Here is a 23,905-nt window from a genome sequence, read left to right as displayed (position 1 = left end):
ACTCTTCGAGTGAGGCGGCGTTTCGGGAACGATTGCTGAACGTCGTCCCGAACACCAACGAAAGATATATGATGTCACTCCACGACGTGCGAGATACGATGCCATACGAGGAGATACCATGACCGAATCGAGTGCGGAAGGGTTGGAACCGATTCCGGACGGCGAGCGGTCGATGAGCCTCTCCCACTATATCCCGGTCTGGTGGGCGTCGTTCATCATCGTGCAAGGATTCGCGACGGCGTTTTTCGCCGTCTATCCGCAGGGACCGCTGAACGTGGTGCAGGCAGCGGTCGCGATGACCATTGGCGCGGTGACGTCGGCGGTCTTCTTCGTCCTCAACGGTCGCTGGGGCTACGAGGAGGGAATCCCCTTCGTCGCCCAGGCGCGGGCCGCCTTCGGTACTCGCGGGGCAGTCATCCCGAACGTCGTTCGCTCGCTTCCGGCAATCATCTGGCTCGGCATCGGCAACTGGATCGGCGCACTGGCGATTCAAAGCATCACCATGACGCTGTGGGGGTTCGGTAACGTCCAGCTATACTTCGTGCTGTTCTTGGTGCTGAACGTCGCCCTCGCGTGGGGCGGTATCAGTTCGATCAAGTGGTTCGATTCGATTGCCGCCGGTGTCATCATCGTCCTGCTCGCGTACACGGTGTTCATCGTCGTCTCAAGACAGGGCATCTCGTCGGGTTCGATCACCTACGGCGGGACGTGGGGGCTGCCCTTCCTCACCATCGTCGCGGCCCACGTCGGGACGGCGATGACGGGCGCACTCAACGCGTCCGACCTCAGTCGCCACCTCGAAAAGGAGCGTGGCTCGTGGAACCACATCCTCGGCCATCTGCTCGGGGTCGCCCCAGCAATGTTGTACATGGCGCTCGTGGGAATCATCTTCGGCACGTCCATCACGACGAACACCCAGAACCCGGTGTTCGCCATCATGGACGTGGCACCGAACCCGACGGTCGGCGTCGCCGTGATGGTGTTCGTCCTCGCGGCCCAGACCTCCTCGAACCTGACCTTGAATCTCATCCCGACCGTCCACGTCCTTCAGGACGCCATCGGTACCACATGGGAGCGCGGTCTCATCATCACGAGCGTGCTCTCGGTCGTGACCTTCCCGTGGGTGCTGTTCTCCGCCGAGGGTGGTATCTACTTCCTGATGATCAACGCCTACGCCGTCCCGCTGGGGCCGGTCCTCGGCGTGCTGCTTGCCGATTACTGGGTCTTCCGGTCCGGGGAAGCCTCCATCCCATCGCTGTACGACAAGAGCCGCGACTCGAAGTTCTGGTTCATCAGGGGCTTCTCGGTCACGGCGCTTGCGAGCGTGCTCGTCGGGTCGCTCGCAAGCCTTGCGATGCTCGACCTCTCGTGGATGATCGGTCTCCCCGTCGGCTTCGTCACCTACGTCGTCTGCCGAAAGCTCGACCTCGACGCGCGCACCACCGAGTACCTCTCGGAGTCGCCCTCGCCGGCGGCCGACTGAAAGTCTTCAGGCGACGGCGCTCCCCGTCTCACGACGAGCAGGCTCGACACGCGACGGAACCGTCGCGACAACCCACACATTCAAGCCGAATCACGTGGTAGCGATACGCGAACGATGAACGCAATCGAAGAGCCGTCCCGCTGTGTCGACGAGGACCGACTGCGCGACGACATCGAGACCAACGGCGAGTACGGGGCGATATCGGTCGCGGAGGGGCGTGGGCGGACGGTGCTCCCGGGGACGGAGGCGAACCGGCAGGTGCGCGAATATTTCATCGAGCGGCTCGAAGACGCCGGACTCGGTACTCGGGTCGATTCGGTCGGCAACGTCGTCGGTCGGTGGGTGCCCGACGGTGCCGACCCGGACGCGCCCGCGGTCGCCGCCGGCAGCCATCTCGACTCGGTGCCCGAGGGTGGCATCTTCGACGGCGTACTGGGCGTTTACGGTGCCCTCGAAGCCGTCCGTGCGCTCCAGGAGACCGGCGTCGACCTCGGACGACCGGTCGAAGTCGTCTGTTTCACCGAGGAGGAAGGGACGCGTTTCTCGAACGGGGTGCTCGGCTCGGCGGTGGCGAGCGGACAGCAATCCGTCGAGGAGGCGCTCGCACTCGAAGACAGCGAGGGTATCACGCTTGCGGACGCCCTGACGGATATCGATGCGAAGGGGACCGGCCGGCTCGACGCGAGCGCGTGGGACTCGTGGCTCGAAATCCACGTCGAACAGAGCAGCCGGCTCGAAGACGCGAACGTACCCGTGGGCATCGTCACGTCGATCACCGGGACGATTCGTTGCTCGGTCGACATCATGGGTGAGGCGGACCACTCGGGTTGTGCGGCGATGAGCGAGCGCACGGACGCCCTCGCGGCGGCGAGCGAACTGGTCCTCGACGTCGAGGCAGCGACCGAGGACGTCGTTACCGAGAAGGGCGACACCGTCGTCGGCACGGTTGGAAAGCTCGACGTCAGCCCGAACGCGATCAACGTGGTTCCCGGACGGGTCGAGCTGGGTATCGACATCCGTGACGTCGAGTACGACTCGATGGCAACCATCGTCGGCGAGGTCGAAGCGAGCCTCGCACGCCTCGAAGCAGAGCGCGGCGTCGCAACCACCTTCGAACGGCCCTACGACATCGAGCCGATAGCGATGGACGACCGCTGTACGAACGCGCTTGCGGAGGCAGCCACAGAGAGCGGCATCTCGACGATGGAACTCCATTCCGGGGCAGGCCACGACACGATGCACGTCGCGAAAGTCACCGACTCGGGGATGATATTCGCTCCCTCGCGCGACGGCATCTCCCACAACCCGCTGGAATGGACCGACTGGGGAAGCTGTGCGACCGCGACGCGCGTTCTGGCGGGCGGGATTGCCAGACTGGCACGCACTCCATCCGTCTGACCGGACCGCTCGTCGTGAATCGGACGTTTATAAGGAAACCCATCGTCGTGCTCGCCATCGGGCGTCGGGAACTCGCCCACGCATGCACTGTGACGTGCGGTCGGGAACCGCGAAAATCGACCGTTGGACGACTGGCGAGCGTTCAGGCCTCTTCGCGTTCGGCGATGTCGTCGAGCACCTGCCCGGCGTGCCCGCCGGGCGTAACGTTTTCGTAGACGGCTTCGATGTCGCCGTCCGGGCCGATGACGAAGGTGTTCCGGAGCGCGGTCCCGTCGCCGGCGGAGTCGTAGCGTTCGGCGACGGTCCCGTCCTCGTCGCTCAACAGCGCGAATGGGAGGTTCTCGTCGTCACGGAACGCCGCGAGGTCCGCGACCGAGTCCATCGAGACGCCGAGCACCTGCACGTCGTGCTGGGAGAATGCGTCGAACGCGTCGCCGAAGTTGTTCGCCTCGACGGTGCAGCCCTCCGTTCCCGCTTTCGGATAGAAATAGAGGACGACGCGCTGGCCCTCGAAATCCGCAAGCGAGACCGACTCGCCGTCGTGGTTTTGCAGACTGAACGCCGGTGCTGACTGGCCTTCCTGTAGCATACACGGAGACACCGGCGAGACGGGGATAACGCTTACGACCAGTCCGAGCGGTCCCATCCGGTGACCGCCCACGAGTTGGTGTAAGTGTATACATCGGCGGACGAGGATGGTGGGTGGTGGCTGGGTTCGGCGGGCATCGAACCGATGGATTTTACTGGCTGGGTGTGGGTGTGAAACGCAATGGCAGAAACAATCGGTTTCGTCGGACTCGGTATCATGGGTCTCCCGATGTCGAAGAACCTCGTCGATGCGGGCTACGACGTCGTCGGACACAACCGGTCACAGGGACCGGTCGACGAGCTGGTCGACTACGGCGGCGAGCGAGCCGACTCCCCGCAGGAGGTCGCCGAGCAGACGGACGTCGTCGTCACATGTCTCCCGGACTCGCCAGTCGTCGAGTCCATCGTCCGTGACGACGACGGCATCCTTGCGGGGCTGAGCGACGGGATGACGGTCATCGACATGTCGACGATTTCGCCGACGGTCACCGAGGACCTCGCGGCGGACATCGACGAACAGGGTGCAGACATGCTCGACGCGCCCATCAGCGGCGGCGAGGAAGGGGCTATCGACGGCACCCTCTCCATCATGGTCGGCGGCGACGAGAGCGTCTTCGACGCCCACGAGGACCTCCTCGCAGCGATGGGCGCAACCGTCACCCACTGCGGCCCGAGCGGGGCCGGCCAGACGACGAAGGCCTGCAACCAGATCGTCGTCGCCGCCCAGATGGTCGGCGTGAGCGAGGCGCTCGTCTTCGCCCAGAAGGCCGGCGCAGACCTCGATTCGGTCGTCGAGGCCATCAGCGGCGGGGCCGCCGGTTGCTGGACGCTCGACAACCGCGCACCGTCGATGATAGAGGGGAACTTCGACCCGGGCTTTTTCGCTTCCTACCAGTACAAGGACCTTCGCATCGCCACCGACGCCGGCGAGGCCTTCGGCGCGCCCATGCCACAGACTGGAATCGCCCACGAGCTGTACAAGGCGATGGAGACGACCGGCCGGGGCGACGACGACAATTCGGGTGTGATGCAGGTCATCGAGGACCTTGCCGGTGAAGAGGCGCGCGTGGACTGAGACCGAAGGTAGCGAAAAGACCGATACCGCGCTCTATCGCGTGTCGGTGATATTCCCTTCATAGACGACGCCACGCTCGGCATCGAGCGTCACGGTCGCCTCGTCCGGGAGGTCGGCGAGGTCCACCCCGCCGATCATCGGAACCCCGAGTTCGCGGGCGACGATGGCCGGATAGCCCGTGACGCCCTTGTGGCCGCTGATGATACCGGCGAGGGTCGCGGGGTCGCCGGTGAACTCGTCGTCGAAGTCGGTCGGCAACGCCAGCACGCTGCCGTCGGGCACCGCAGTGAGGTCGCCGTCGGTGGCATGGTGAAGTGGCCCGGTGGCGACGCCCTCGACGACCGAGCGCCCGGCGGCGACGATATCCGCCGCGACGTGTATCTTGAGCATGTTCGTCGTGTTCGCCGCTTCGAGGTCGGTCATCAATCCCGCGAGGACGACCACGCTGTCGCCGCTGGCGACGATGCCGGCATCGACGGCCGTCTGGACGGCGTTCTGCACGACGACGTCCGTGCTCTTCTCGCGCTCGGTGAGCGGCGCGAACCGGGGCACGACCCCGGCCGAGAGCGCGAGATGACGACAGATCTGTCTCGATGGAGTGACGGCGACCACCGGCACGTCGGGGCGGTATTTCGCGGCTTTGAGCGCTGTGTAGCCCGATTCGGTGGCCGCGACGATTGCCGTCGCATCGATATCGCGGGCGAGATAGCGTGCGGAGCGAGCCAGCACGTCCGTCCGGGCGCTGCCGGGTTTGGGCACGGTCTGCTCGTTGCGTTCGGCGTACTCGTCGCTGGCTTCGACCTCGCCGACGATGGTCTCCATTGCATCGACCACCCTCGCCGGGTGGTCGCCGACGGCCGTCTCGCCCGAGAGCATCACTGCATCAGTACCGTCGAGCACCGCGTTCGCCACGTCCGTGGCTTCGGCGCGCGTGGGTCGGCGCGCGTGGGTCATCGAATCGAGCATCTCCGTCGCCGTGATGACTGGGACACCCGCTGCACGGCATTTCTGGATGATGCGTTTCTGGACGAGCGGTACCGTCTCCATCGGGCATTCCACCCCGAGGTCGCCCCGGGCGACCATCACGCCGTAGGCCGATTCGATGATGCCGTCGAGTCGCTCGACCGCGCCGGCACGCTCGATTTTGGCGACGACGGGCACGTCCGCGCCGTGGTTCTCCAAGGCCTCGTTGACCGCGTAGACGTCATCGGCGTCGCGGACGAAACTCGCGGCGACGAAGTCGACGTCGTGGTCGGCCGCCAGCGCCAGTTCCTGTTTGTCTTGTTCGGTAATCGGCTCCAGATCGAGGTCGACGCCCGGAACGTTGATGCCCTTCTGCCCGCCGAGCGTGCCGCCGCTTTCGACTTCGACGACGGCGGTCTCGCCCTCGACCCGGCGGACGACCGTCTCGATGCGGCCGTCGTCGAGCAGCACGCGGTCGCCGGGGCTGACGGCCGCGATACTGGTCGAGAGACCGACCGCCTCGGGGGTCGCGGTCTCGCCCTTCGATAGCCGTATCTCGGTGCCGGCGTCGAGTTCGATGGGTTCGTCGAGCGGCGCGGTGCGGACCTCCGGTCCGGGCAGGTCGAGCATGGTTGCGACCGACCGGCCGACGGCCGACCCCGCCGCACGCACCGTCTCGATGAGGTCGGCGCGCTCGTCGGTGGTGCCGTGGCTCGCGTTGAGCCGTGCGACCGACATCCCGTTCTCGATGAGCCGCTCGATAGTCCGTTGCTCGGCGGTCGCCGGACCGAGCGTGCAGACGATCTTCGTGTTTCTCGTTGTCATACTCCGGTGGACGCTATCGGCACAGGGGATAAAAACAGTTCGACAGTCATCGCCGAGCGTATCGTGAGTGCCACGGCGTCGCTGCATCCAGTCGTGGTGTCCGTCGACGTGCCCTATCGGTGAACACAAGGGTTTCATCGAGTTCCATCGCTATCGACGCCACGGGCCGTCCACATCGGCAATTATTTACAATTGAGCGCGATACGGGCCTGCATGGAGGCATACGACATCGCCGTCATTCCGGGCGACGGTATCGGGACCGCGGTCACGAGCGCCGCCATGGAAGTGCTCGACACCGTCGCGGAGAAACACGGCTTCGCGCTCGAACGGTCGACCTACGACTGGGGCAGCGAGCGGTATCTGGAGGCGGGTGCGATGATGCCCGACAACGGACTTGACCGCATCGAATCGGCCGATTCCATCTTCCTCGGTGCCGTCGGCCATCCCGAGGTCCCCGACCACGTGACGCTCAATGGCCTGCTGTTACCCATCAGGAAGGGCTTCGACCAGTACATCTGCAAGCGTCCGAACAAGCTGTTCGAGGGCATCGAAAGTCCGCTCCGGGGCTACAAGGGCGGCGACGTCGACCTCGTCGTCTACCGCGAGAACACCGAGGGCGAGTACGCCAACGTCGGCGGCCGCGAACACCACGGGTTCGACCACGAGACCGCCGTCCAGTCGGCGCTGTTCACCCGACAGGGCACCGAACGCATCGTCCGCAGCGCCTTCGAGGCGGCGACCGAGCGCGACGGTCACCTCACCTCGATAACCAAATCGAACGCGCAGGCCCACTCGATGGTCTTCTGGGACGACATCGTCGAAGAGGTGGGTGAAGACTTCCCCGAGGTCGAGGTCAACAGCCTGCTCGTCGACCGGTCCTCGATGGACCTGATTCGTCGCCCCGAGGAGTTCGACGTCGTCGTCGCTTCCAATCTATTCGGCGACATCACGACCGACATCGCCGCCATCATCACCGGCAGTCTCGGTCTCGCGCCCTCCGGTAACATCAACGAGGCAAACGACTACCCGGACATGTTCGAGCCGGTCCACGGCAGCGCCCCGGACATCGTCGGCGAGGGCGTCGCCAACCCGCTCGCGTCGATACTGACCGGCGCGATGATGTTCGAACACCTCGGTGACGGCGAGGACGCCGCCGCGGACGACCTCCGGGGAGCCGTCGAGGAACAGCTCGCCGACGAGTCGGCACCGCACACGCCCGACCTCGGCGGCGACGCGAAGACGGTCGAGGTCGTCTCGGACCTCACCGACCGGCTGTAGGACACGACTGAATCTCTCGGTATCACGGTCGAGACCTTCGAAAAGTGCTGTAAAGACGATTTTCACGAAAATCGCGTGCGCGCTAACCGAGGTGTTCGGTTGCGGTCGAACGGGTCGATGTCGTGGTTCCGATGGAGCGCCGTCGGTTCAGGCGACGCGGTTCTTCAGCGACTCGCCGGCCTGATACCGGCGGACGTTCTCGGCGACCAGTTCGGCGATGTCGAGGTGGTAGCGGTTCGTCGCCGACCCGCGGTGGGGCGAGATGATGACCTCCTCGAAGTCCCACAGCGGCGATTCTTCAGGAAGGGGTTCGGTCTCGAAGACGTCCAGTCCCGCGCCGGCAATCGCCCCCGTGTCGAGCGCGTCGACCAGCGCCCCCTCGTCCACGATGGGACCGCGGGCGACGTTGATGAGATATGCATCCTCGCGCATCGCCTCCAGTTCGGCGGTGCTTATCATGTCCTCCGTCGCCGGCGTGTGCGGGACGGCGACCGCGACGAAGCGGGCGTCGGCGATGGCTTCGGGGAGGTCGTCGGGGTGGTACACCTCGGAGACGCCCGGTACCGATTCCTGGGAGCGACGGACGCCGACGACGTCCATCCCGAGCGCGTCCGCGCGCTTGCTGATGCCCTGGCCGAGCGTCCCGAGACCGATGACACAGAGGCGCTCGTTCTCGACGGTGAAGGGGCGCTGGTAGTCGGGTTCGTACCAGTCGGTGTCGTTCTGGTGGTCGCGGTAGATATGAAGCATCCTGGCCAGCGAGAGCATGTAGCCGACGGCGATCTCGCCGACGGTCGTTCCGTGAATCCCCGTGCTGTTGGTCAGCGGCGTGCCGCTCGCCTCGTACTCATCAGTACTGAATGCGTCGTAGCCCGCGCGGATGACGTGTACCCAACCGGCATCGAGAAACTCGGGACGGGGTTTGAACGACGCGACGGCGTCACCCTCGTCGTAGGTCTCGCCGTCATCGACTAGCTCGACGGGAATCGAGAGCTCGTCGAACGCCTCGACGAACCCCTTTTTGGGAATCTTGTTGCCGATCGATTCGTGAACGCAGAGCCGTTGCAGGTCGGTGTCGTCGGTCATCGCTGAACAGCCGTGCGAACGCGAGCGCGTCATTTGACTCTGTTGGAACGGTTCGCTGACAGGACGGCGACGACCCGGCTATGCGATAAACTTATGAATACCCCGGGTTGTTGCGTAGATGTCCATCGAGCGGACGGAAGACTAGCATGAACGTTAATGAATCAATCGCGGAAGTGCTGAAAGCGGAAGGCGTAGAGTATCTTTTCGGATTCCCGAGCAATCCGCTGTTCGACACCGGCTCGGCGGAGGAGGCGGGCGTCCGCACCATCATCACACGGCAGGAGCGCACCGCGCTGCACATGGCCGACGGCATCGGGCGCATCTCCTCGGGCGAGAACATCGCGGCCTTTGCCTGTCAGCACGGTCCCGGCACGGAGAATTCGGTTGGGGGCGTCGCGCAGGCGTACACGGAGTCGGCACCGCTCGTTGCGATTCCAGCCGGCTACGATCAGGCCGATACCGACGTCGACCCGCGGTTCAACTCCTTTCTCACCTACCAGCCGGTGAGCAAGACCTGCGAACAACTGACCGACCCCGACGCCGTCGACGACACGATGCGGCGCGCGTTCAACACGGCACGGAACGGGCGACCGCGGCCGGCCGTCGTCGAGGTCCCGAAGGACGTCTTCTCCGAGGAAGTCGCCGACTTCGAATACACGCCGACGAGTGCGAACCGCTCGGGTCCCGACCCCGCAGGCGTCGAGGAGGTCGCCGACGTGCTGCTCGAAGCAGAAAATCCGATCCTCTACGCCGGGCAGGGCGTCCACTACGCGAAGGCGTGGGAGCCGCTCAAGACGCTCGCGGAGACGCTCGAAGTTCCGGTTGCGACGAGCCTCAACGGCAAGAGCGCCTTCCCCGAGGACCACCCGCTCTCCATCGGTGCCGGCAGCAAGAGCGAGCCCGGCCAGCTCCACCACTTCCTGCAGGAGTGTGACGTCATCTTCGGCGTCGGGTGTAGCTTCACCGACACCGCCTACGGCATCACCGTGCCCGACGGCAAGACGGTCATCCACTCGACGCTCGACGCGGGCGACATCGACAAGGACGTCGCCTCGGAATACTCGCTCGTCGGCGACGCGAAGCTGACGCTCGATGCGGTTCACGACGCCGTCGAGAGCCGCCTCGACGGGCCGCGCGGTCGCCGCGAGGACGTCGTTCGGGAGATCGAATCGGTCCGCGAGGAGTGGCTCGAAGAGTGGCGGCCGAAACTCACCTCCGACGAGACGCCCATCAACCCCTACCGGGTCGTCCACGAATTCGACAAGGCGCTCGACAAGGAGGGGTCCATCGTCACGCACGACGCCGGCAACGCGCGCGACTTCATGGCCCCGTTCTTCGAGGTCACGGAGCCGCTCTCCTACGTCGGCTGGGGGAAGACGACCCAGCTCGGTTACGGGCTCGGTCTCATGATGGGCGCGAAGCTCATCCGTCCGGAGAAGACCTGTGTCCACATCATGGGCGACGGTGCCATCGGCATGACCGGCATGGACTTCGAGACCGCCGCCCGCGAGGACATCCCGGTCATGGAGGTCGTGCTCAACAACTTCGAGATGGCGTCGTACGACACGCCCTTCTCGGGCCACTACGCCGACTTCGCCGAATCGATGGGCGGCTACGGCGAGCGCATCGAGGAGCCCGGCGAGATCGGCGACGCCATCGAGCGCGGTGTCCAGAAGACCGAGGAAGGCACGCCCGTCCTCCTCGAATTCCTCACCGCCAAAGAGACCGACAAGTCCATCTTCTGAACGGGCCGAGCTGTTCACCGATTCGGTCGTTCGTCATTCGAGCGCTGGCGTCGTTCACGAGTCGGTAGTAATTGCTGGTCGAATCGCCGCTCACCGTCATCGGAACGAACCGGCGGCCACCAACTATTTTTATAGATGGGGGTGGAACGGTACGACATGGCGCACAACAGCCAAAGCGCTCCGTCTCCACGGTGGAGCGGGCCGAAACGGTGTCCGTTCTGTGGATGCGAACTCGACAACGGCGGCGAAGCGTTCGTCCGACACGTCGATGTAAGCGAGGAGTGTCATGAGGGCTTCGAGCGCTGGCGAACCAATATCGTTGGTGACATGAAGGGCGAATGGACCAGCTAGCGCGCGTATTTGGGGGACTGTGTTCGTGATTCGAAACCGAGAGGGACTCGCGAAGACGGGCGCTCACGAGACCGCCCTCGACTGCATCGAGGCGGGTATCGAGGCGGCACAGCCGACGCGCGTGATGAACGAGGCGCTCGAACTCGATGGGAGGGAGCTGACGGTCGGCGATGCGACCGTCGACCTCGACGGGTATGACGAAGTCGTTGTCGTTGGCGGCGGGAAGGCTGCCGCGCAGATGGCGACCGTCATCGAGGACGTGCTGGGCGAGTGGCTCACCGACGGCGTCGTCGTCACGAACGACCCACAGGAGACGAGTCGCATCAGGGTCGTCGAAGGCTCGCACCCGACGCCGAACGAGGCCGGCGAGGAGGGCGCGCGGCGCGTGCTCTCGCTCGCCGACGGGGCGACCGGGGAGACGCTCGTACTGTGTCTGATTTCGGGAGGTGGCAGTGCGCTGTTGCCGGCTCCCGTCGATGGGGTCAGCCTCGCGGAACTGCAGTCCCTGACCGACGACCTGCTTTCGAGCGGGGCGACGATTCACGAGATCAACGCCGTGCGGAAACACCTCTCGGCCATCAAGGGTGGGCAACTCGCCGCAGCGGCAGCGCCGGCGACCGTTCACAGCCTCCTCGTCAGCGACGTCGTCGGCGACGACCCCAGCGTCATCGCCAGCGGGCCGACCGTCCCGGACGAATCGACGTACGCCGACGCGCTCGCCGTTCTCGAACGATACGACATACAGCCCTCGACCGCGGTCGAAGCACATCTCGAAGAGGGTGTTGCGGGCGAGCGACCCGAAACCCCTGCTGCCGGCGATTCGGTGTTCGAGCAGGCCCGGCTGCACGTGCTCGCCAACGGGTTCACCGCGCTGGCGGCAGCACGGACCGTCGCCGAAGAGCGAGGCTACACGCCGGTCATCCTCTCCTCCCGAATCGAGGGTGAAGCGCGTGAGGCGGCGAAGACCCACGCCGCTATCGCCGAGGAAGCGCGTGCGAGCGCCAACCCCGTTTCGCCGCCGGCGGTGTTTCTGTCGGGCGGCGAGACGACGGTGACGCTACGGGGAGACGGGACCGGCGGTCCCAATCAGGAGTTCGTCCTCAGCGGTGCGCTGACCGTCGAATCGGCGGGCGTGGTCGTCGCCAGCGTCGACACGGACGGAAAGGACGGTGCGAGCGACGTCGCGGGCGCACTCGCCGACCGGGAGACCCTCGACAACCGTCGGCAGGCACGGACGGCGCTGGCGACGAACGACGTCTCTCCGTACCTCGTCGAGAGAAACGCGGTAATCGAGACCGGAAAGACGGGCACGAACGTCAACGACCTGCGCGTACTGGTGGTCGACGATACTGACTCGCCGTAGACCACGATGGTCGCTCGGATACCGTTCTTTGCAGCGAACCGTCGATTGTGCAGTCAAGACGCGATGTTCACCTGATCATCATTCGTGCGATTCATCATGAGGGCGACGAGCGAGTGGCTTCGTGTTTCGAACCGCCGTCGATATCCGGGAGGAGTGCTCCGGAACGTGCTATTCGTAGGCGACGTTGAGTTCGATGACGTTTTGCGTGTCGAGGAGGAGTTCCGGCAGTTCGTCTTCGAGCGTTTCGTCCTTCAGCCGGCTCCGCGGACCGGAGACGCTGATGGCACCGAGAGGCGTGCCGTTCGGGTCCGTGATCGCCGTCGCAACACAGCAGAGTCCCTGTAGCCGCTCCTCCCGGTCGACCGCCCAGCCCTGTTCGGCGATGGCGTCGAGGTCCTCGAACAGGACTTCTCGGTCGGTTATCGTGTGCTCGGTCATCTTCGGGAGACCATGGCGGTCGATGATTGCCGAGACCCGCCGTTCCGGAAGACAGGCGAGGATCGCTTTGCCCATCGCCGTCGTGTGGAGGTAGACCTCCCGACCGGCGTGCGTATCGAGGTTCACCGCGCGGCTACTGTCGGCCCTGTACAGGAAGACGCCACGACCGTGCTCTTCGACCAGCAGGTTCGCCATCTCGCCGGACTCCTCGGCCAGCCGCTGGATCTCCGGCTTCGCCGTTTCGTAGATCCGTCGCTGTCGTCGGGCACCCACCCCGAGACCGAGAAATCGCAGTCCGACGTAGTAGACATCGCCGTCACCTTTGAGCACGTACCGCTCCGCTTCGAGCGTCCTGAGGTGCTTGTAGACGGTACTCTTCGATAGCTCCAACTGGTTTGCGATCTCCGTGATACCGGCCCCGTTGTGCTCGTGGAGGAACTCGACGATTCTGAGTGATTTCGTCGTCGTCTTCACGGCCGTTTCGTCCTTCAACCCTGATGATTCCATATTACAGAACATGCACGTCGCAACGTAAAACAATTGTTCTTTCCCAGGGAGTGGGTCGAACGGCCAGCGTGGACACGGAAAGCGTCGTTCCACGAGTCCAGTGTCTCGGAATCGGCACAAACGTACTACCAGCGGTGGGTTCCTGTTCGTGTGTACTGGAATATCGTTTCGAAATATGAAATACGATTCGCTCTCTCCGAGCTACCGCGTCGATTTCGGTGGTCGAAGGCGAATACGGCTGCCGGACGGGTCCGTGCGAACGGAGTGTTTTTATCAGTAGCCGCTGTAACGTTTCCGATGGCCGAACCGAACGAATCCGACAGCGACGGTGGAACAAACCCCGGCTCGAACAGCAAGGTCGCGAAAGTGATTCGTCGACGCGGTCTCGACGGTCTGGGCGATGAACTCGTCGAACACTGGACGGGAGAGGGGACCGAGCGGATGAGTCTCCGGGAGCTCGCGGACCATTTCAATCGGAAGCTGCTCGCACAGACATTGCGGGATGGGTCAATGACCACGCTCGATGGGGAGCCAGCGAACATCTACCGGCTGTTGACCGACGACAGCGTGAGCAGTGGTGCCGCCGTCCAGGCCACGAACCGTCTCGAACAGCACGGCATCGACGTCGAGCGGCTCACGGCGGAGTTCGTCTCGCGGCAAGCCATCCACACCTACCTGACGAAATACCGGGACGTGAGCCACTCCTCGTCCGACGGCGACCCGGTCGAAACGGAGACCACGAACGTCCAGCGACTCAAGCGACGGATGACGACCATCATCGAAAGCAAAATCGAACGACTGCGGAACACCGACCGGCTCGCGCTCGGCGAGTTCAACGTGCTGATAGACGTTCGCATCCTCTGTGAGGACTGTGGAGCTCAATACCAAGCGACCGAGTTACTGGAACGGGGGGCCTGCCGGTGTCCACAGAAATCTCCCTGAATCTGCTATGACACCAGTACACTTGTCATATGCCCCGGGAAGCTCGTTCGCGACTTCGCCGATAGCCGGCCCGCCGTCATATGCCGAAAAGCGGCTTCGAGTCGGCGTCGGTCGTGGCGGACGGTCCCGTTCCGGCTCCGAGTCGCGGTCTCGTCGACCGTAATCGCGCCGACGGGGACGAAAACTTTTGAAAGACGGGGTACGAGCATCGATAGATGGACCGCTCGCGCAGAACGGAAATCGAACGGCATCTCCCGGAAGCGGAGATCGACGAGCTGCTCCGGGAGACCGAAAACGACCGTCGTCTTCGACGGATCGGCTTCGTCAAGAACCTCTATCAGGGAGACACGATTTCGGAAGCTGCCGGCCGGGAAGGGCGCTCGCCGGCAACCGGAACACGCTGGGCGAGAGCCTGGAACAGAGGCGGCTTCGACGAACTCATGCCGAGCTTCGGCGGCGGCAGACCCCCGAAGCTCGACGAGGACGAACGGGACGAACTGGTCGAGCTGCTTCGTGACGGCCAACCCTGGCAGTCGGAGGCTATCAGACGGCTCCTCAAAGAGGAGTTCGACGTCGAATACCATCCGAACTATCTCGGTACGTTCCTCCGGAATCTCGGTCTCTCCTACGTAGGCTCATGGATGGAGCGTCCACATCAGCCGGAGACGCACCAAGAACGCGGGAGATGGGTCGTCGATGGGGACGTCCCGTCTGACAGCTGAACCGCCGTTGGCCGTGATGGAGAACGATTTCACACTTTCGGGATTATCTTTGCTGTGGCTCACGCATCGACGATCCGCCATCGCGTTAGGCAACACGATGTCGCGGACATCGCAGCCAGCAATACCTCGGTGGACGGCCGATGGCCCTGCCCTCGTGTTGAGAGCGTCGCTCGATATAGCGAGCGCGACTTCGTCCTGCCGGCGGCAGCCGTCCCGACGTTCTTCGCTATGACAATCGCCCCGCTGCCGTGTCAACCGACGGATGGTAGTGGCATGCCAGTGGCGTATATTCCGAAGAGCCGACGACGGAGCGTCGCCGTATAGGGAGTGTTCGCAGTCACTTTTTTGTATGCAGGCCTGAAACGAGGTGTAATGGGAACTGAAGAGCTCGTTCGGGAGGACATCCGGATTCACGTCGCGAACATCGGCGGTATCGACCGAACAGAGACCGAAGTCTCGCCGGGTGTCACCGTCCTCGCGGGTCGCAACGCCACCAATCGCACGTCGCTGCTTCAGGCGGTGATGGCCGCACTCGGTAGCGATAGCGTCTCGCTCAAAGGTGACGCCGACGAGGGACGCGTCGAACTCACCATCGGCGACAGCACCTATACGCGCACGCTCACGCGCGAGAACGGCACCATCGCCACTAGCGGCGACCCCTATCTCGACGACGCCACCGTCGCCGACCTGTTTGCATTTCTCCTCGAATCCAACGACGCCCGGCGCGCGGTCGCCCGCGGCGAGGACCTCCGCGACCTCATCATGCGACCCATCGACACCGACGCCATCCGCGCCGAAATCGGCGAGCTGGAGGACGAACGCCGGCGACTCGACGACCGACTCGACGACCTCGACGCGCTCGAAGGCGACCTCCCCGACCTCGAAGCCGAACGCAAACGCCTCGATTCCCAGATTGCCGACAAACGTGACGAACTCGAAGAGAAAGAGGCCGAACTCGACGCCGCCGACCGCGACGTTGACGAAACCCGCGAGGAAAAAGCCGAACTCGAAGACACGCTCGACGAACTTCGTCGGACGCGCTCGGACCTCGACGACGTCCGTTACAGTATCGACACCCACGAGGAGAGCGTCGCCGCTCTCCGCGACGAACGCGCCGACCTCGAAGCCGACTACGACGAGCTTCCCGACGCGCCCGCCGGCGAACGGAACGAACTCGATCACGACATCGAACGGCTCCGCGAGCGCGAAAGTGACCTCGAAAGCGAACTCTCCGAACTCCAGAGCATCATCGGGTTCAACGAGGACATGCTCGACGGCGAGGAACTCGGCCGTCTCGATGGTCTCGGCGAGACCCGAGACGAGTCGGACGGCTCGGTGACCGACCAGTTGGTCGCCGACGAAACCGTCACGTGCTGGACGTGTGGGAGCGACGTCGACACCGACCAGATCGAAGCCACGCTCGACCGCCTGCGCGACCTCCGCCAGGAAACGCTCAGCGAGGTCAACGCCGTCCGTGAGGAACTCGACGACCTCGTCGCCGAACGGAACGCGCTTGAGGAGAAACAACAGCAGCGCGAGCAACTCGAACGCCGACTCGACCGGATCGAGGACGAACTCGACGACCACGAAGCCACCCTCGAGAACCTCGCCGACGAGCGCGACGCGCTGACCGACGCAATCGAGGAGCTCGAAGCCGACGTCGAACAGCGCGAAAGCGACGAGTACACCGAACTGCTCGACCTGCACAAGGAAGCCAACCAGCTCGAATTCGAACTCGGTCGGCTCGAAAGCGACCGCGAGGAGGTCGCCGAGGAAATCGCCGACATCGAAGAGCGACTCGAAGAGCGCGACGAACTCGAAGACCGACGCGGCGAGATTCAACGCGACCTCGAAGACCGCCGCACGCGCATCGAGCGCATCGAAACCGAAGCCATCGAGGAGTTCAACGGCCATATGGAGACCGTTCTGGGGCTGCTCGACTACGGGAACATCGAACGCATCTGGATCGAACGCACCGAAGAGACCGTGCGCGAGGGTCGCCGGACGGTCGACAAAAGCGTCTTCGAGCTGCACGTCGTGCGCACCACCCAGTCAGGGACGGCCTACGAGGACACCATCGACCACCTCTCCGAAAGCGAACGCGAGGTCACGGGATTGGTGTTCGCGCTCGCGGGCTACCTGGTGCACGACCTCCACGAAACCGTGCCGGTGATGCTCTTGGACTCCCTTGAGGCGGTCGACTCCGAACGCATCGCCACGCTCGTCGAGTACTTCGCCGAATACGCCGACTATCTCGCGGTCGCACTGCTGCCAGAGGATGCTGCCGCGCTCGACGATGACTACGAGCGCGTGACCGAGATCTGACCCTCGTCGACTGCCCCGTCGCATCTCCACCTCGGCCCACCGAACCGAAGCGATATCAATATAAATATTTGTATTTTTCATACCCCACTACTCAGTTATTTAAGAGTGAGTTATGGGTTGAGCGTCGCCGAAGCAGCACGGAGATTCGGTATGCGAATTGTCATTTCATCTATTCTTTAGAGGGGCGAGCGTCAATGGCTTCCCAGTGCTGACGGCGTTCATCGAGTAGCTGATGGACGTATCCAAAACGAGTCGGCGACATCACATCTCGTTTCAAGCGATTCGAGCAATCCCGGATGAATGCTTCGCTGCGCCGCACCTCAGTTCGGCCGGTGGCTATCACGGTTACCGAACAGCTAGTCGCGCTGCGAGGCGTTGACTCCGAGACCACGCTGGCAGGAATCGCCCGATTCCCCGTCGGTTGGCCGCTGCTCGAATCAGTCGGGCCACGAGTAAGTCCCATACGCGAGTTCTCCACTCGCCCGAGGTTCGATGCGGACGGAATCCGTACACACGCGAGAGTATCAGTCCTTCATTACTTTCGCAGTCGGGGCTACAACGAGAGGAGTTTGCGGGTTCTCCAGACCCGCCCCGGCGCATATCCCAGCTATGGAGAAAGGTATGAAAATACAATTATTTCTATTCAGTAGTCGATTCGACACCGGGTACTTCCCGCCGTTCTGAACGGTATCACTGACTCGACCGAAGCAGTGGGGTTCGACCGCCCGCCGATTGTCGTCGGGTTCGCAATCCCACGGCGCTCGTCCCGCCGCTGCCGATGGGTGAGGCGTGCGTGGTTCGTCAGCGGTCATGCCCCTGCTCGCCTGTCCGTGCGCGTTCGTCGATTCGACACCGGTGTCGGTCGTCTCGGGCATCACGAGCGCCGCGAAAAACGGCGTCCTCATCAAGGGTGGCAATCACCTCGAAACGATGGGACGGTCGACGCCGTCGCCTTCGACAGGGCCAGCACGCTCACGAGAGGTGCACTCAACGAGAACACCGAGGAGGACGTACTCCGCTGTGCTCGCGGCCTCGAAAAGCGCAGTGAACACCCCCTCGGCGACGGTCGCAGGGTTTTCATCGCTCGGTCGCCACGTCCGGGCATGGGTGTCCGACCGCCACAGGACGACGCCGACGAGCCGGAGAGCCTCGCGTTCGGCATCGCCGCGCTTGCCGAGCACCTCGACCGCGCCGGCGTCTCCTACCCAATCGATTCGGCGACGCTGGTTCGTACACTCGACGACCCCGAGATTCCCTGCGACCCGGCCGGCAACGGGTTGGCGCTCTCGACGGCGCTCGAACGCACGGGACAGGAACGGTTCGACTCCGAGGAGGAACTGCTCGACGCGCTCCATCCAGTCTTCGAGAAACACCGCCGCTCGGCCTCCGTTGGACTGCTGGGACGGCTTCGGTCGCTGTTCTAATCGCGCTCGCCGGACCGACCGCTCACCCGCTCGACGCGCTCTCGACCGTCCGGCCGGGCGTCGGCGCTTCGCGCGTCGTCGTTCTGAGGGCCGTACACACCGGCGTTCGGTCGCTCGGCGCTCCCGACGAGGCTCTCGAACCGGCGCGTCTGTTCACGGTTGATGGCGAGAATCATGTCCGAGAGCACGCCGAACATCACCAACTGGACGCCGACGATGACCGCGAAGGCCGCCGCGACCGCGACCACTTCGTGAGAGATTCCCCGTAGTAACCACTCGGCGAGGACGTACGCGGCCAGCAGCGCGCCGACGACTCCCGAGAGCGCGCCGGCGCTGCCGAAATAGAACAGCGGGTTGTTGGTCTTGGCGAGCCGATAGAGCGTGAGCAGGATGCGCGCGCCGTCGCGCACGGGCCGGAGGTTCGTCTCCGATTCGGCTGGCCGGGCGCGGTAGGTGATGGGCACCACTGTCGTGGGAATTCCGTGTTTGACGCACTCGACGGCGAGTTCTGTCTCGATGCCGAATCCCTCGGCCGTCGGATGACAGCGCTCGAACGAGTCACGGGTGAACGCACGATAACCACTGAGAACGTCGCCGACGTCGCGGCCGTGAACGATGCGGAAGGCGCGGTTGATGAGTCCGTTGCCGAACCCGTTGAACCGCGTCATCGCGCCGTCGGCCATGTCGGCGTAGCGGTCGCCGATGACGTGGTCGGCCTCCCCACTCAATAGAGGGTCGAGTAGCGCCTCGGCGTCGGCCGGGCGATAGGTCCCGTCGCCGTCGAGCATCAGAACATAGGGAGCCGTCGAGTGGGCGATACCCTCGCGGACGGCTTGGCCCTTGCCGGCACCCTTCCCGCGGCCGGATTGCTCGATGACGCGCGCGCCGTGGTCGCGGGCGATTTCCCGGGTATCGTCGGTCGAGTGACCGTCGACGACGAGGACGTTCGAAAAGCCGCGCTCGGTAAATCCGTCGATGACGCCACCGATGGTCGCGGCCTCCTCGTAGGTCGGAATCAGCACACAGACGTCGCCGCGGTCGGCCATTTCACGGCTCTCGGCGGGCCATGCGCAAAACGCTTTGGCACTCGCCGCGCTCACTCCTCGTCGCGTCGTTCGCTCAGGTGCTCCCAGACCTCCGCACAGCCACAGCCGTCCGGGACGTCCGCAAGATGCTCGTCGTCAGTGTCGGATTCCATAGTTACTCGCTCTCCGAGTCACTGATTGTGGCGCGGTCGTAAATACCTTTCTCCGACGGCGCGTTTACAACCCCGCCCGCCGGAGGGTCGGTATGAGCGACCCCACGGGAACCCTCGACAGGCTGGGTCTCACCGAGTACGAGGAGCGCGCGCTGACCGAACTCTTTACATTGGGACGGACGACCGCGCCGACGCTCGCCGAGAGCACGGGGATTCCGAAGGCGCGCGTCTACGGCGTGCTCGACGCACTCGCCGATCGCGGGTTCGTGGAGGTGATTCCCGAGCGGCCCAAACGCTACCAGCCCCGTTCGCCCGAAACCATCCTCGACCGCGCCGTCGAGAACCGCCGACAGGACTACGAGGGGTTTCGTGCGGACCTCGACGAACGTCGTGCGGCGTTTCTGGATGAGTTCGGCCCGCGCTACGAGCGCGCCGGCGAGGACGTCACCCCCACCGAGGAGCTGTTCTCGGTCGTCGACGTCGGCGAGCCGAGCGAGAGCGAGACCCGACGGCTCTACCACGAGGCCGACGAGCAGCTGCGCATCATCACCAAGAGCTTCGAGTACCTCGACACCGTCGCGCCAGCGCTCGCCGACGCCATCGAACACGACATCGACATCCGCCTACTCATGCTTCACCCCGACCATCTCGATGGGGACAACGCCGCGATTCAGGCCGACATCGTCGAGCGAATCGAGGGCGAGTATCCGGCCGTGGGGCTGCGATTCAGCACCGAAAAACTCCCGTGGCGGGGCACGCTCGCCGACCCGAGCATGGACTACGAGACCGGACGGGCCATCGTCCTCGTCGAGGAGAAGGACGTCCCGCTGTCGATGCGACAGGCCGCACTCACCGAGAACGGCTCGTTCGTCGCGGGGCTGAAGCGCTATTTCGACCTCATCTGGGAACACGAAAGCGTCGCCGAGTATCCGGCCACGTAGCCCGAAACTGGCGGCCACCGGTGTGGCGGCGAACCATGCGATTCACAGGAACTATACCACACCGATGTGGTTTGTACCCATCGTGAGATATAGCGCATCGGATTTACTGAAGGCTCTCAGACATCCGTTCTTGCTCGGTCGTGAACTGCATATGCTATCGCTGCGCGCGAATCGATGTTTCCACGGCGAGTTCGTCCCGCACGAGGGAATCGACGTGATGGAGCGAGACTGGGACAACCTCCTCATCCTCGATGCGTGTCGATACGATTACTTCGTGGACGAAAACTGGCTCGACGGCGATTTAACGCGCGTCACCTCGCCAGCAACCAACAGCTTGAGCTATCTGCAGGAGTGTTTCATCGGGCGCGAACTACACGATACCGTCTACGTGACGGGAAACCCGTATGCGGAAGAAGTTCCCCCGAAGACGTTCCACGACGTGGTTCCACTGTACGGTGACGAGTGGGACGAAAAGGGCGGTACGGTTCGCCCGGAGACCGTCGCCGCAGCCACCGAGCAGGCCGCGACGGACCATCCGAACAAGCGACTCGTCGCCCATTTCATGCAGCCACACGTCCCCTACATCGGTCGTTTCGGTTCGTCACTCGAATACAATCGGGCGTTCGCCGGTGACGTCTGGTCGGACCTCCGGACACGCTACGGCGACCTCACGGACGAGGACCTCCGGGAGGCGTATCGTGAGAACCTGCGGTTCGTCTTGGAGCACGTCGAGCAGTTGCTCGACGAACTCGACGGAAAGACGGTGATAACGGCCGACCACGGCGAACTCCTCGGCGAGCGGATTTGGCCGATTCCAATCAAGGGCTACGACCACTATCCCCACCTCTACACCGACGGACTCACCGAGGTCCCGTGGTTGGTGCTCGATGATGAAACCCGGCGCGAGATAGTCGCCGAGGAACCACAATCGGCGAGCGAAGAGCGAGATGCCGACGTTGTAGCCGACCGCTTGGAGGCGCTCGGGTACGCCTGAGTGCGAACGGAGTCGGTGCGACGACGAGCCACAACACACTATACCGGGGGTTGCATCGAGCTATCCATGAGCGGAATCGGCGGGAAGGTCGGCTACGCCGCACGCGAACTCGCGGCCAACGCCGACGACCCCGAGTGGTGGCGTTCCCGATTGGTCCACCGCATCAACGGGCCGGTACAGCGCCGATTCGCGGATGCAGTGCGTCCGGGCATCGACGTTCTCGACGCCGACTGGGATGTCTTCATCGTGCTCGACGGCTGTCGGGCGGACCTCTTCGAGGAAGTCCTCGGCGTGGGTGCCGACCGGGGCGGCCCGTACGATTCCTACCGTCGAGTGCGCTCGCGCGCCAGCCAGACCGGCGAGTGGCTCCGGACCACCTTTCCGAAAACCTACGGCGATACCGTCTATGTCGCGGGGAATCCGATGGTGTCGATGCTCAAACCTGACGTGTTCCATCACCTCACCGAGTCGTGGCGCGACGGCGTGGACGCCGAACTGAACACTATCGCCGCCCCGCAGGTCACCGACGACGCACTGAAGGCACGCGAGCAGCATCCACGGAAACGACTCGTGGTTCACTACATGCAACCCCACTATCCATTTGTGGGGTTTCCGGACCTCCATTTCTCGTCGTTCGAGATGTTCCACGAGGTCGGCGTCGAACTCGCCGGCGACGACCGTGCGAGCAGCGTCTGGGGCGCGCTCGGGAAAGGACTGGTCGAACGGGAAGCGGTCTGGCGCGGCTATCGGGCGAACCTGGAGTATGTGCTGGAGGAGGTCGAGCGGTTGGTCGATGGCTTCGCGGACGAGCGCGTCGTCGTCACATCGGACCACGGCAACCTGCTCGGCGAGCGCCTCTGGCCCGTGCCGCTCCGCGAATACGGCCACCCGCCCGGTCTTCGTACTCCGGGACTCATCGAGGTACCGTGGGCCGTCCTCACGGGCGACGACCGACCGGAAATCACGACCGGAACCGTGCAGTCGACATCGACGGCGGACGAACAGGATATCAACGAACGACTGGCGGCGCTCGGCTATGTCTAGTCAGTGGTCGCACCGCACCGTTTGTACACCATAAGAGTCTGTTCGGCAATGCTCTGCCAGTCGTTGTCCGCGATAGTTGTGACGTTCGCGTCGCCGATTTCCATCAAATCAGCGTCAAGCGCTCGTTCGAGTGCGGCCGATAGGCTATCGTTCGCTTCTGAAGGCGTATCGTATAGCAGTGGTTTGTTCGCTTCGGTGACTGTTTCCTCAATACCACCAATCCGAGGAGCGACAACCGCTCGGCCGAACGACATCGCTAAAATCGCACTTCCTGATGTGAAAACGTCCTCGAACGGGAGGACAACAGCGTCGGCCGCATTCATGAGATACTGTATTTCGTCGTCAGGCACGAAACCGAGTTGAAGTCGAACGCGGTCGTCCTCACACGCAGTCTGCTGGACTGTTTCTCGAAGCATATCTGTTTGTGGGTTGCCAGCAATGACCAGACAAGCATCAGAATCGTTGATTTCTGAAAACGCTCGAATTAGTGACGGAATTCGTTTGTACGGACGAATTAGTCCAAAGAACAGAAATACGGTTTCATTTGAGAAGCCGAATCGCTCTCGTGCTGTCTTCCGAGAGACTGCATTCTGGTACTCCTCAATGTAGTGTCCATGCGGTATGACCGCGACTTGTTCGGCGTATACGCGGGGAAGGTCATACGCCTCGATGACGGCATCAGTCGCTGACGGAAAGTGAACCAGTAGCGCATCGCAGAGTCGTTTCGTCAGGAAACGCTTGGACCGACGTTCGAAGTCAGGGTCACGATTGGCGTGTTCGAACAAATCGTGAACCGTCCAGACTATTCGGCACCCGCGTGTCCGTGCGAACCCAAGAAACGAGAAGAACAATCCTGTTTTCAATACACTCAGCGGCCGGTTATCCGAGAGCAAAAAATGGGCTGGAAAATGAAGATGGATAATATCATACGAACGACGCACTGCGCGGATGAGCGTCGGTAATCCAAGCGGAGCACTATACTGTTCTGTATCAACGGCGATACCGAGTCGTTCGAGTTCAGTGGCCAATCGACGCTGGTATGGATTTCCCGTTGGACCACCATATGGAATAAAGAGTACTCTCATTTGTCGCTGACGACTCGCTCAACCACCGAAACTGTTCCTATACGACTCGGTAATGCCATAACACGGTAGAGAGTATTATTTTGTGATGTAATCAGAGAGTAACTCGTACGGAGACCGATGGGTTCAATCC

General features: G+C 63.4%; 19 protein-coding genes and 2 pseudogenes. 15 read left to right on the top strand and 6 right to left on the bottom strand.

The window, feature by feature from the left end:
* The first annotated feature begins 118 nt into the window (after positions 1–118).
* The gene (locus tag ACQUQO_RS04810; RefSeq protein ID WP_435076819.1) at positions 119–1,483 is read left to right on the top strand and encodes a cytosine permease; all 1,365 of its coding nucleotides are present in this window, start codon (positions 119–121) and stop codon (positions 1,481–1,483) included.
* A gap of 114 nt (positions 1,484–1,597) precedes the next feature.
* Positions 1,598–2,881 carry a M20 family metallo-hydrolase gene (locus tag ACQUQO_RS04805; protein ID WP_435076818.1) on the top strand — a complete coding sequence of 428 codons (1,284 nt, stop codon included), beginning with the start codon at positions 1,598–1,600 and terminating at the stop codon, positions 2,879–2,881.
* A 142-nt stretch (positions 2,882–3,023) separates the two neighbouring features.
* Here the strand turns inward: ACQUQO_RS04805 and ACQUQO_RS04800 are convergent, their stop codons facing one another.
* The gene (locus tag ACQUQO_RS04800) at positions 3,024–3,470 is read right to left on the bottom strand and encodes a peroxiredoxin (protein ID WP_435076817.1); all 447 of its coding nucleotides are present in this window, start codon (positions 3,468–3,470) and stop codon (positions 3,024–3,026) included.
* 180 nt (positions 3,471–3,650) lie between these two features.
* Between ACQUQO_RS04800 and ACQUQO_RS04795 the strand changes: the two genes are divergently transcribed.
* Entirely contained in the window at positions 3,651–4,544 is an 894-nt protein-coding gene (locus tag ACQUQO_RS04795; RefSeq protein ID WP_435076816.1) for an NAD(P)-dependent oxidoreductase, read from the top strand.
* Positions 4,545–4,577: 33 nt separating this feature from the next.
* Here ACQUQO_RS04795 and pyk read toward each other — a convergent pair whose 3' ends face one another.
* The gene (gene pyk / locus ACQUQO_RS04790) at positions 4,578–6,332 is read right to left on the bottom strand and encodes a pyruvate kinase (protein WP_435076815.1); all 1,755 of its coding nucleotides are present in this window, start codon (positions 6,330–6,332) and stop codon (positions 4,578–4,580) included.
* 213 nt (positions 6,333–6,545) lie between these two features.
* Between pyk and ACQUQO_RS04785 the strand changes: the two genes are divergently transcribed.
* Positions 6,546–7,610, top strand: coding sequence for an isocitrate/isopropylmalate dehydrogenase family protein (locus ACQUQO_RS04785; protein ID WP_435076814.1), 1,065 nt, complete (start codon positions 6,546–6,548; stop codon positions 7,608–7,610).
* Positions 7,611–7,757: 147 nt separating this feature from the next.
* On the opposite strand, the gene ddh is transcribed toward ACQUQO_RS04785, so the two are convergent.
* Complete coding sequence (ddh, locus tag ACQUQO_RS04780; protein WP_435076813.1) at positions 7,758–8,696, bottom strand: D-2-hydroxyacid dehydrogenase; 939 nt, start codon at positions 8,694–8,696, stop codon at positions 7,758–7,760.
* 146 nt (positions 8,697–8,842) lie between these two features.
* Between ddh and ACQUQO_RS04775 the strand changes: the two genes are divergently transcribed.
* The 3 genes from ACQUQO_RS04775 to ACQUQO_RS04765 all read left to right on the top strand — a co-directional run bounded on the left by ACQUQO_RS04775 (position 8,843) and on the right by ACQUQO_RS04765 (position 12,155).
* Positions 8,843–10,441, top strand: coding sequence for a thiamine pyrophosphate-requiring protein (locus ACQUQO_RS04775; protein ID WP_435076812.1), 1,599 nt, complete (start codon positions 8,843–8,845; stop codon positions 10,439–10,441).
* A gap of 156 nt (positions 10,442–10,597) precedes the next feature.
* Positions 10,598–10,792, top strand: a complete 195-nt coding sequence (locus tag ACQUQO_RS04770) for a DUF7501 family protein (protein WP_435076811.1) — start codon at positions 10,598–10,600, stop codon at positions 10,790–10,792.
* A 25-nt stretch (positions 10,793–10,817) separates the two neighbouring features.
* Positions 10,818–12,155, top strand: a complete 1,338-nt coding sequence (locus ACQUQO_RS04765) for a glycerate kinase type-2 family protein (protein WP_435076810.1) — start codon at positions 10,818–10,820, stop codon at positions 12,153–12,155.
* A gap of 168 nt (positions 12,156–12,323) precedes the next feature.
* Here ACQUQO_RS04765 and ACQUQO_RS04760 read toward each other — a convergent pair whose 3' ends face one another.
* Positions 12,324–13,100 carry an IclR family transcriptional regulator gene (locus tag ACQUQO_RS04760; protein ID WP_435076809.1) on the bottom strand — a complete coding sequence of 259 codons (777 nt, stop codon included), beginning with the start codon at positions 13,098–13,100 and terminating at the stop codon, positions 12,324–12,326.
* Positions 13,101–13,397: 297 nt separating this feature from the next.
* Between ACQUQO_RS04760 and rdfA the strand changes: the two genes are divergently transcribed.
* From rdfA to ACQUQO_RS04735, 5 genes and pseudogenes are all read left to right on the top strand, one after another.
* Entirely contained in the window at positions 13,398–14,042 is a 645-nt protein-coding gene (gene rdfA, locus ACQUQO_RS04755; RefSeq protein WP_435076808.1) for a rod-determining factor RdfA, read from the top strand.
* Positions 14,043–14,257: 215 nt separating this feature from the next.
* Positions 14,258–14,719, top strand: a pseudogene (locus ACQUQO_RS04750) (IS630 family transposase); the annotation flags it as partial.
* Positions 14,720–15,136: 417 nt separating this feature from the next.
* Positions 15,137–17,089: an archaea-specific SMC-related protein gene (locus ACQUQO_RS04745; RefSeq protein ID WP_435076807.1), complete on the top strand. Its 1,953-nt coding sequence runs from the start codon at positions 15,137–15,139 to the stop codon at positions 17,087–17,089.
* Between the two features lie 816 nt (positions 17,090–17,905).
* A pseudogene (locus tag ACQUQO_RS04740) lies at positions 17,906–18,153 on the top strand (heavy metal translocating P-type ATPase); the annotation flags it as partial.
* A gap of 39 nt (positions 18,154–18,192) precedes the next feature.
* Complete coding sequence (locus ACQUQO_RS04735; RefSeq protein WP_435076890.1) at positions 18,193–18,513, top strand: hypothetical protein; 321 nt, start codon at positions 18,193–18,195, stop codon at positions 18,511–18,513.
* Here ACQUQO_RS04735 and aglJ read toward each other — a convergent pair.
* Positions 18,510–19,559, bottom strand: coding sequence for an S-layer glycoprotein N-glycosyltransferase AglJ (gene aglJ / locus ACQUQO_RS04730; RefSeq protein ID WP_435076806.1), 1,050 nt, complete (start codon positions 19,557–19,559; stop codon positions 18,510–18,512). The two genes, ACQUQO_RS04735 and aglJ, sit on opposite strands and share 4 nt — an antisense overlap.
* A gap of 244 nt (positions 19,560–19,803) precedes the next feature.
* On the opposite strand from aglJ, the gene ACQUQO_RS04725 reads away from it, so the two are divergent.
* From ACQUQO_RS04725 to ACQUQO_RS04715, 3 genes are all read left to right on the top strand, one after another.
* Positions 19,804–20,652, top strand: a complete 849-nt coding sequence (locus tag ACQUQO_RS04725) for a TrmB family transcriptional regulator (RefSeq protein WP_435076805.1) — start codon at positions 19,804–19,806, stop codon at positions 20,650–20,652.
* A gap of 151 nt (positions 20,653–20,803) precedes the next feature.
* Complete coding sequence (locus tag ACQUQO_RS04720; RefSeq protein WP_435076804.1) at positions 20,804–21,646, top strand: sulfatase-like hydrolase/transferase; 843 nt, start codon at positions 20,804–20,806, stop codon at positions 21,644–21,646.
* Between the two features lie 66 nt (positions 21,647–21,712).
* Positions 21,713–22,690 (top strand): hypothetical protein, encoded by a 978-nt coding sequence (locus ACQUQO_RS04715; protein ID WP_435076803.1) that lies wholly within the window; start codon positions 21,713–21,715, stop codon positions 22,688–22,690.
* Here ACQUQO_RS04715 and ACQUQO_RS04710 read toward each other — a convergent pair.
* Positions 22,687–23,775, bottom strand: coding sequence for a glycosyltransferase family 4 protein (locus tag ACQUQO_RS04710; protein WP_435076802.1), 1,089 nt, complete (start codon positions 23,773–23,775; stop codon positions 22,687–22,689). The genes ACQUQO_RS04715 and ACQUQO_RS04710 overlap by 4 nt on opposite strands.
* Positions 23,776–23,905 lie beyond the last annotated feature (130 nt).

Origin of the sequence: Halococcus sp. AFM35, from assembly GCF_051195015.1 — an archaeon.
Taxonomy (GTDB): Archaea; Halobacteriota; Halobacteria; order Halobacteriales; family Halococcaceae; genus Halococcus.
This window is presented reverse-complemented; position numbering and strand designations above follow the sequence as displayed.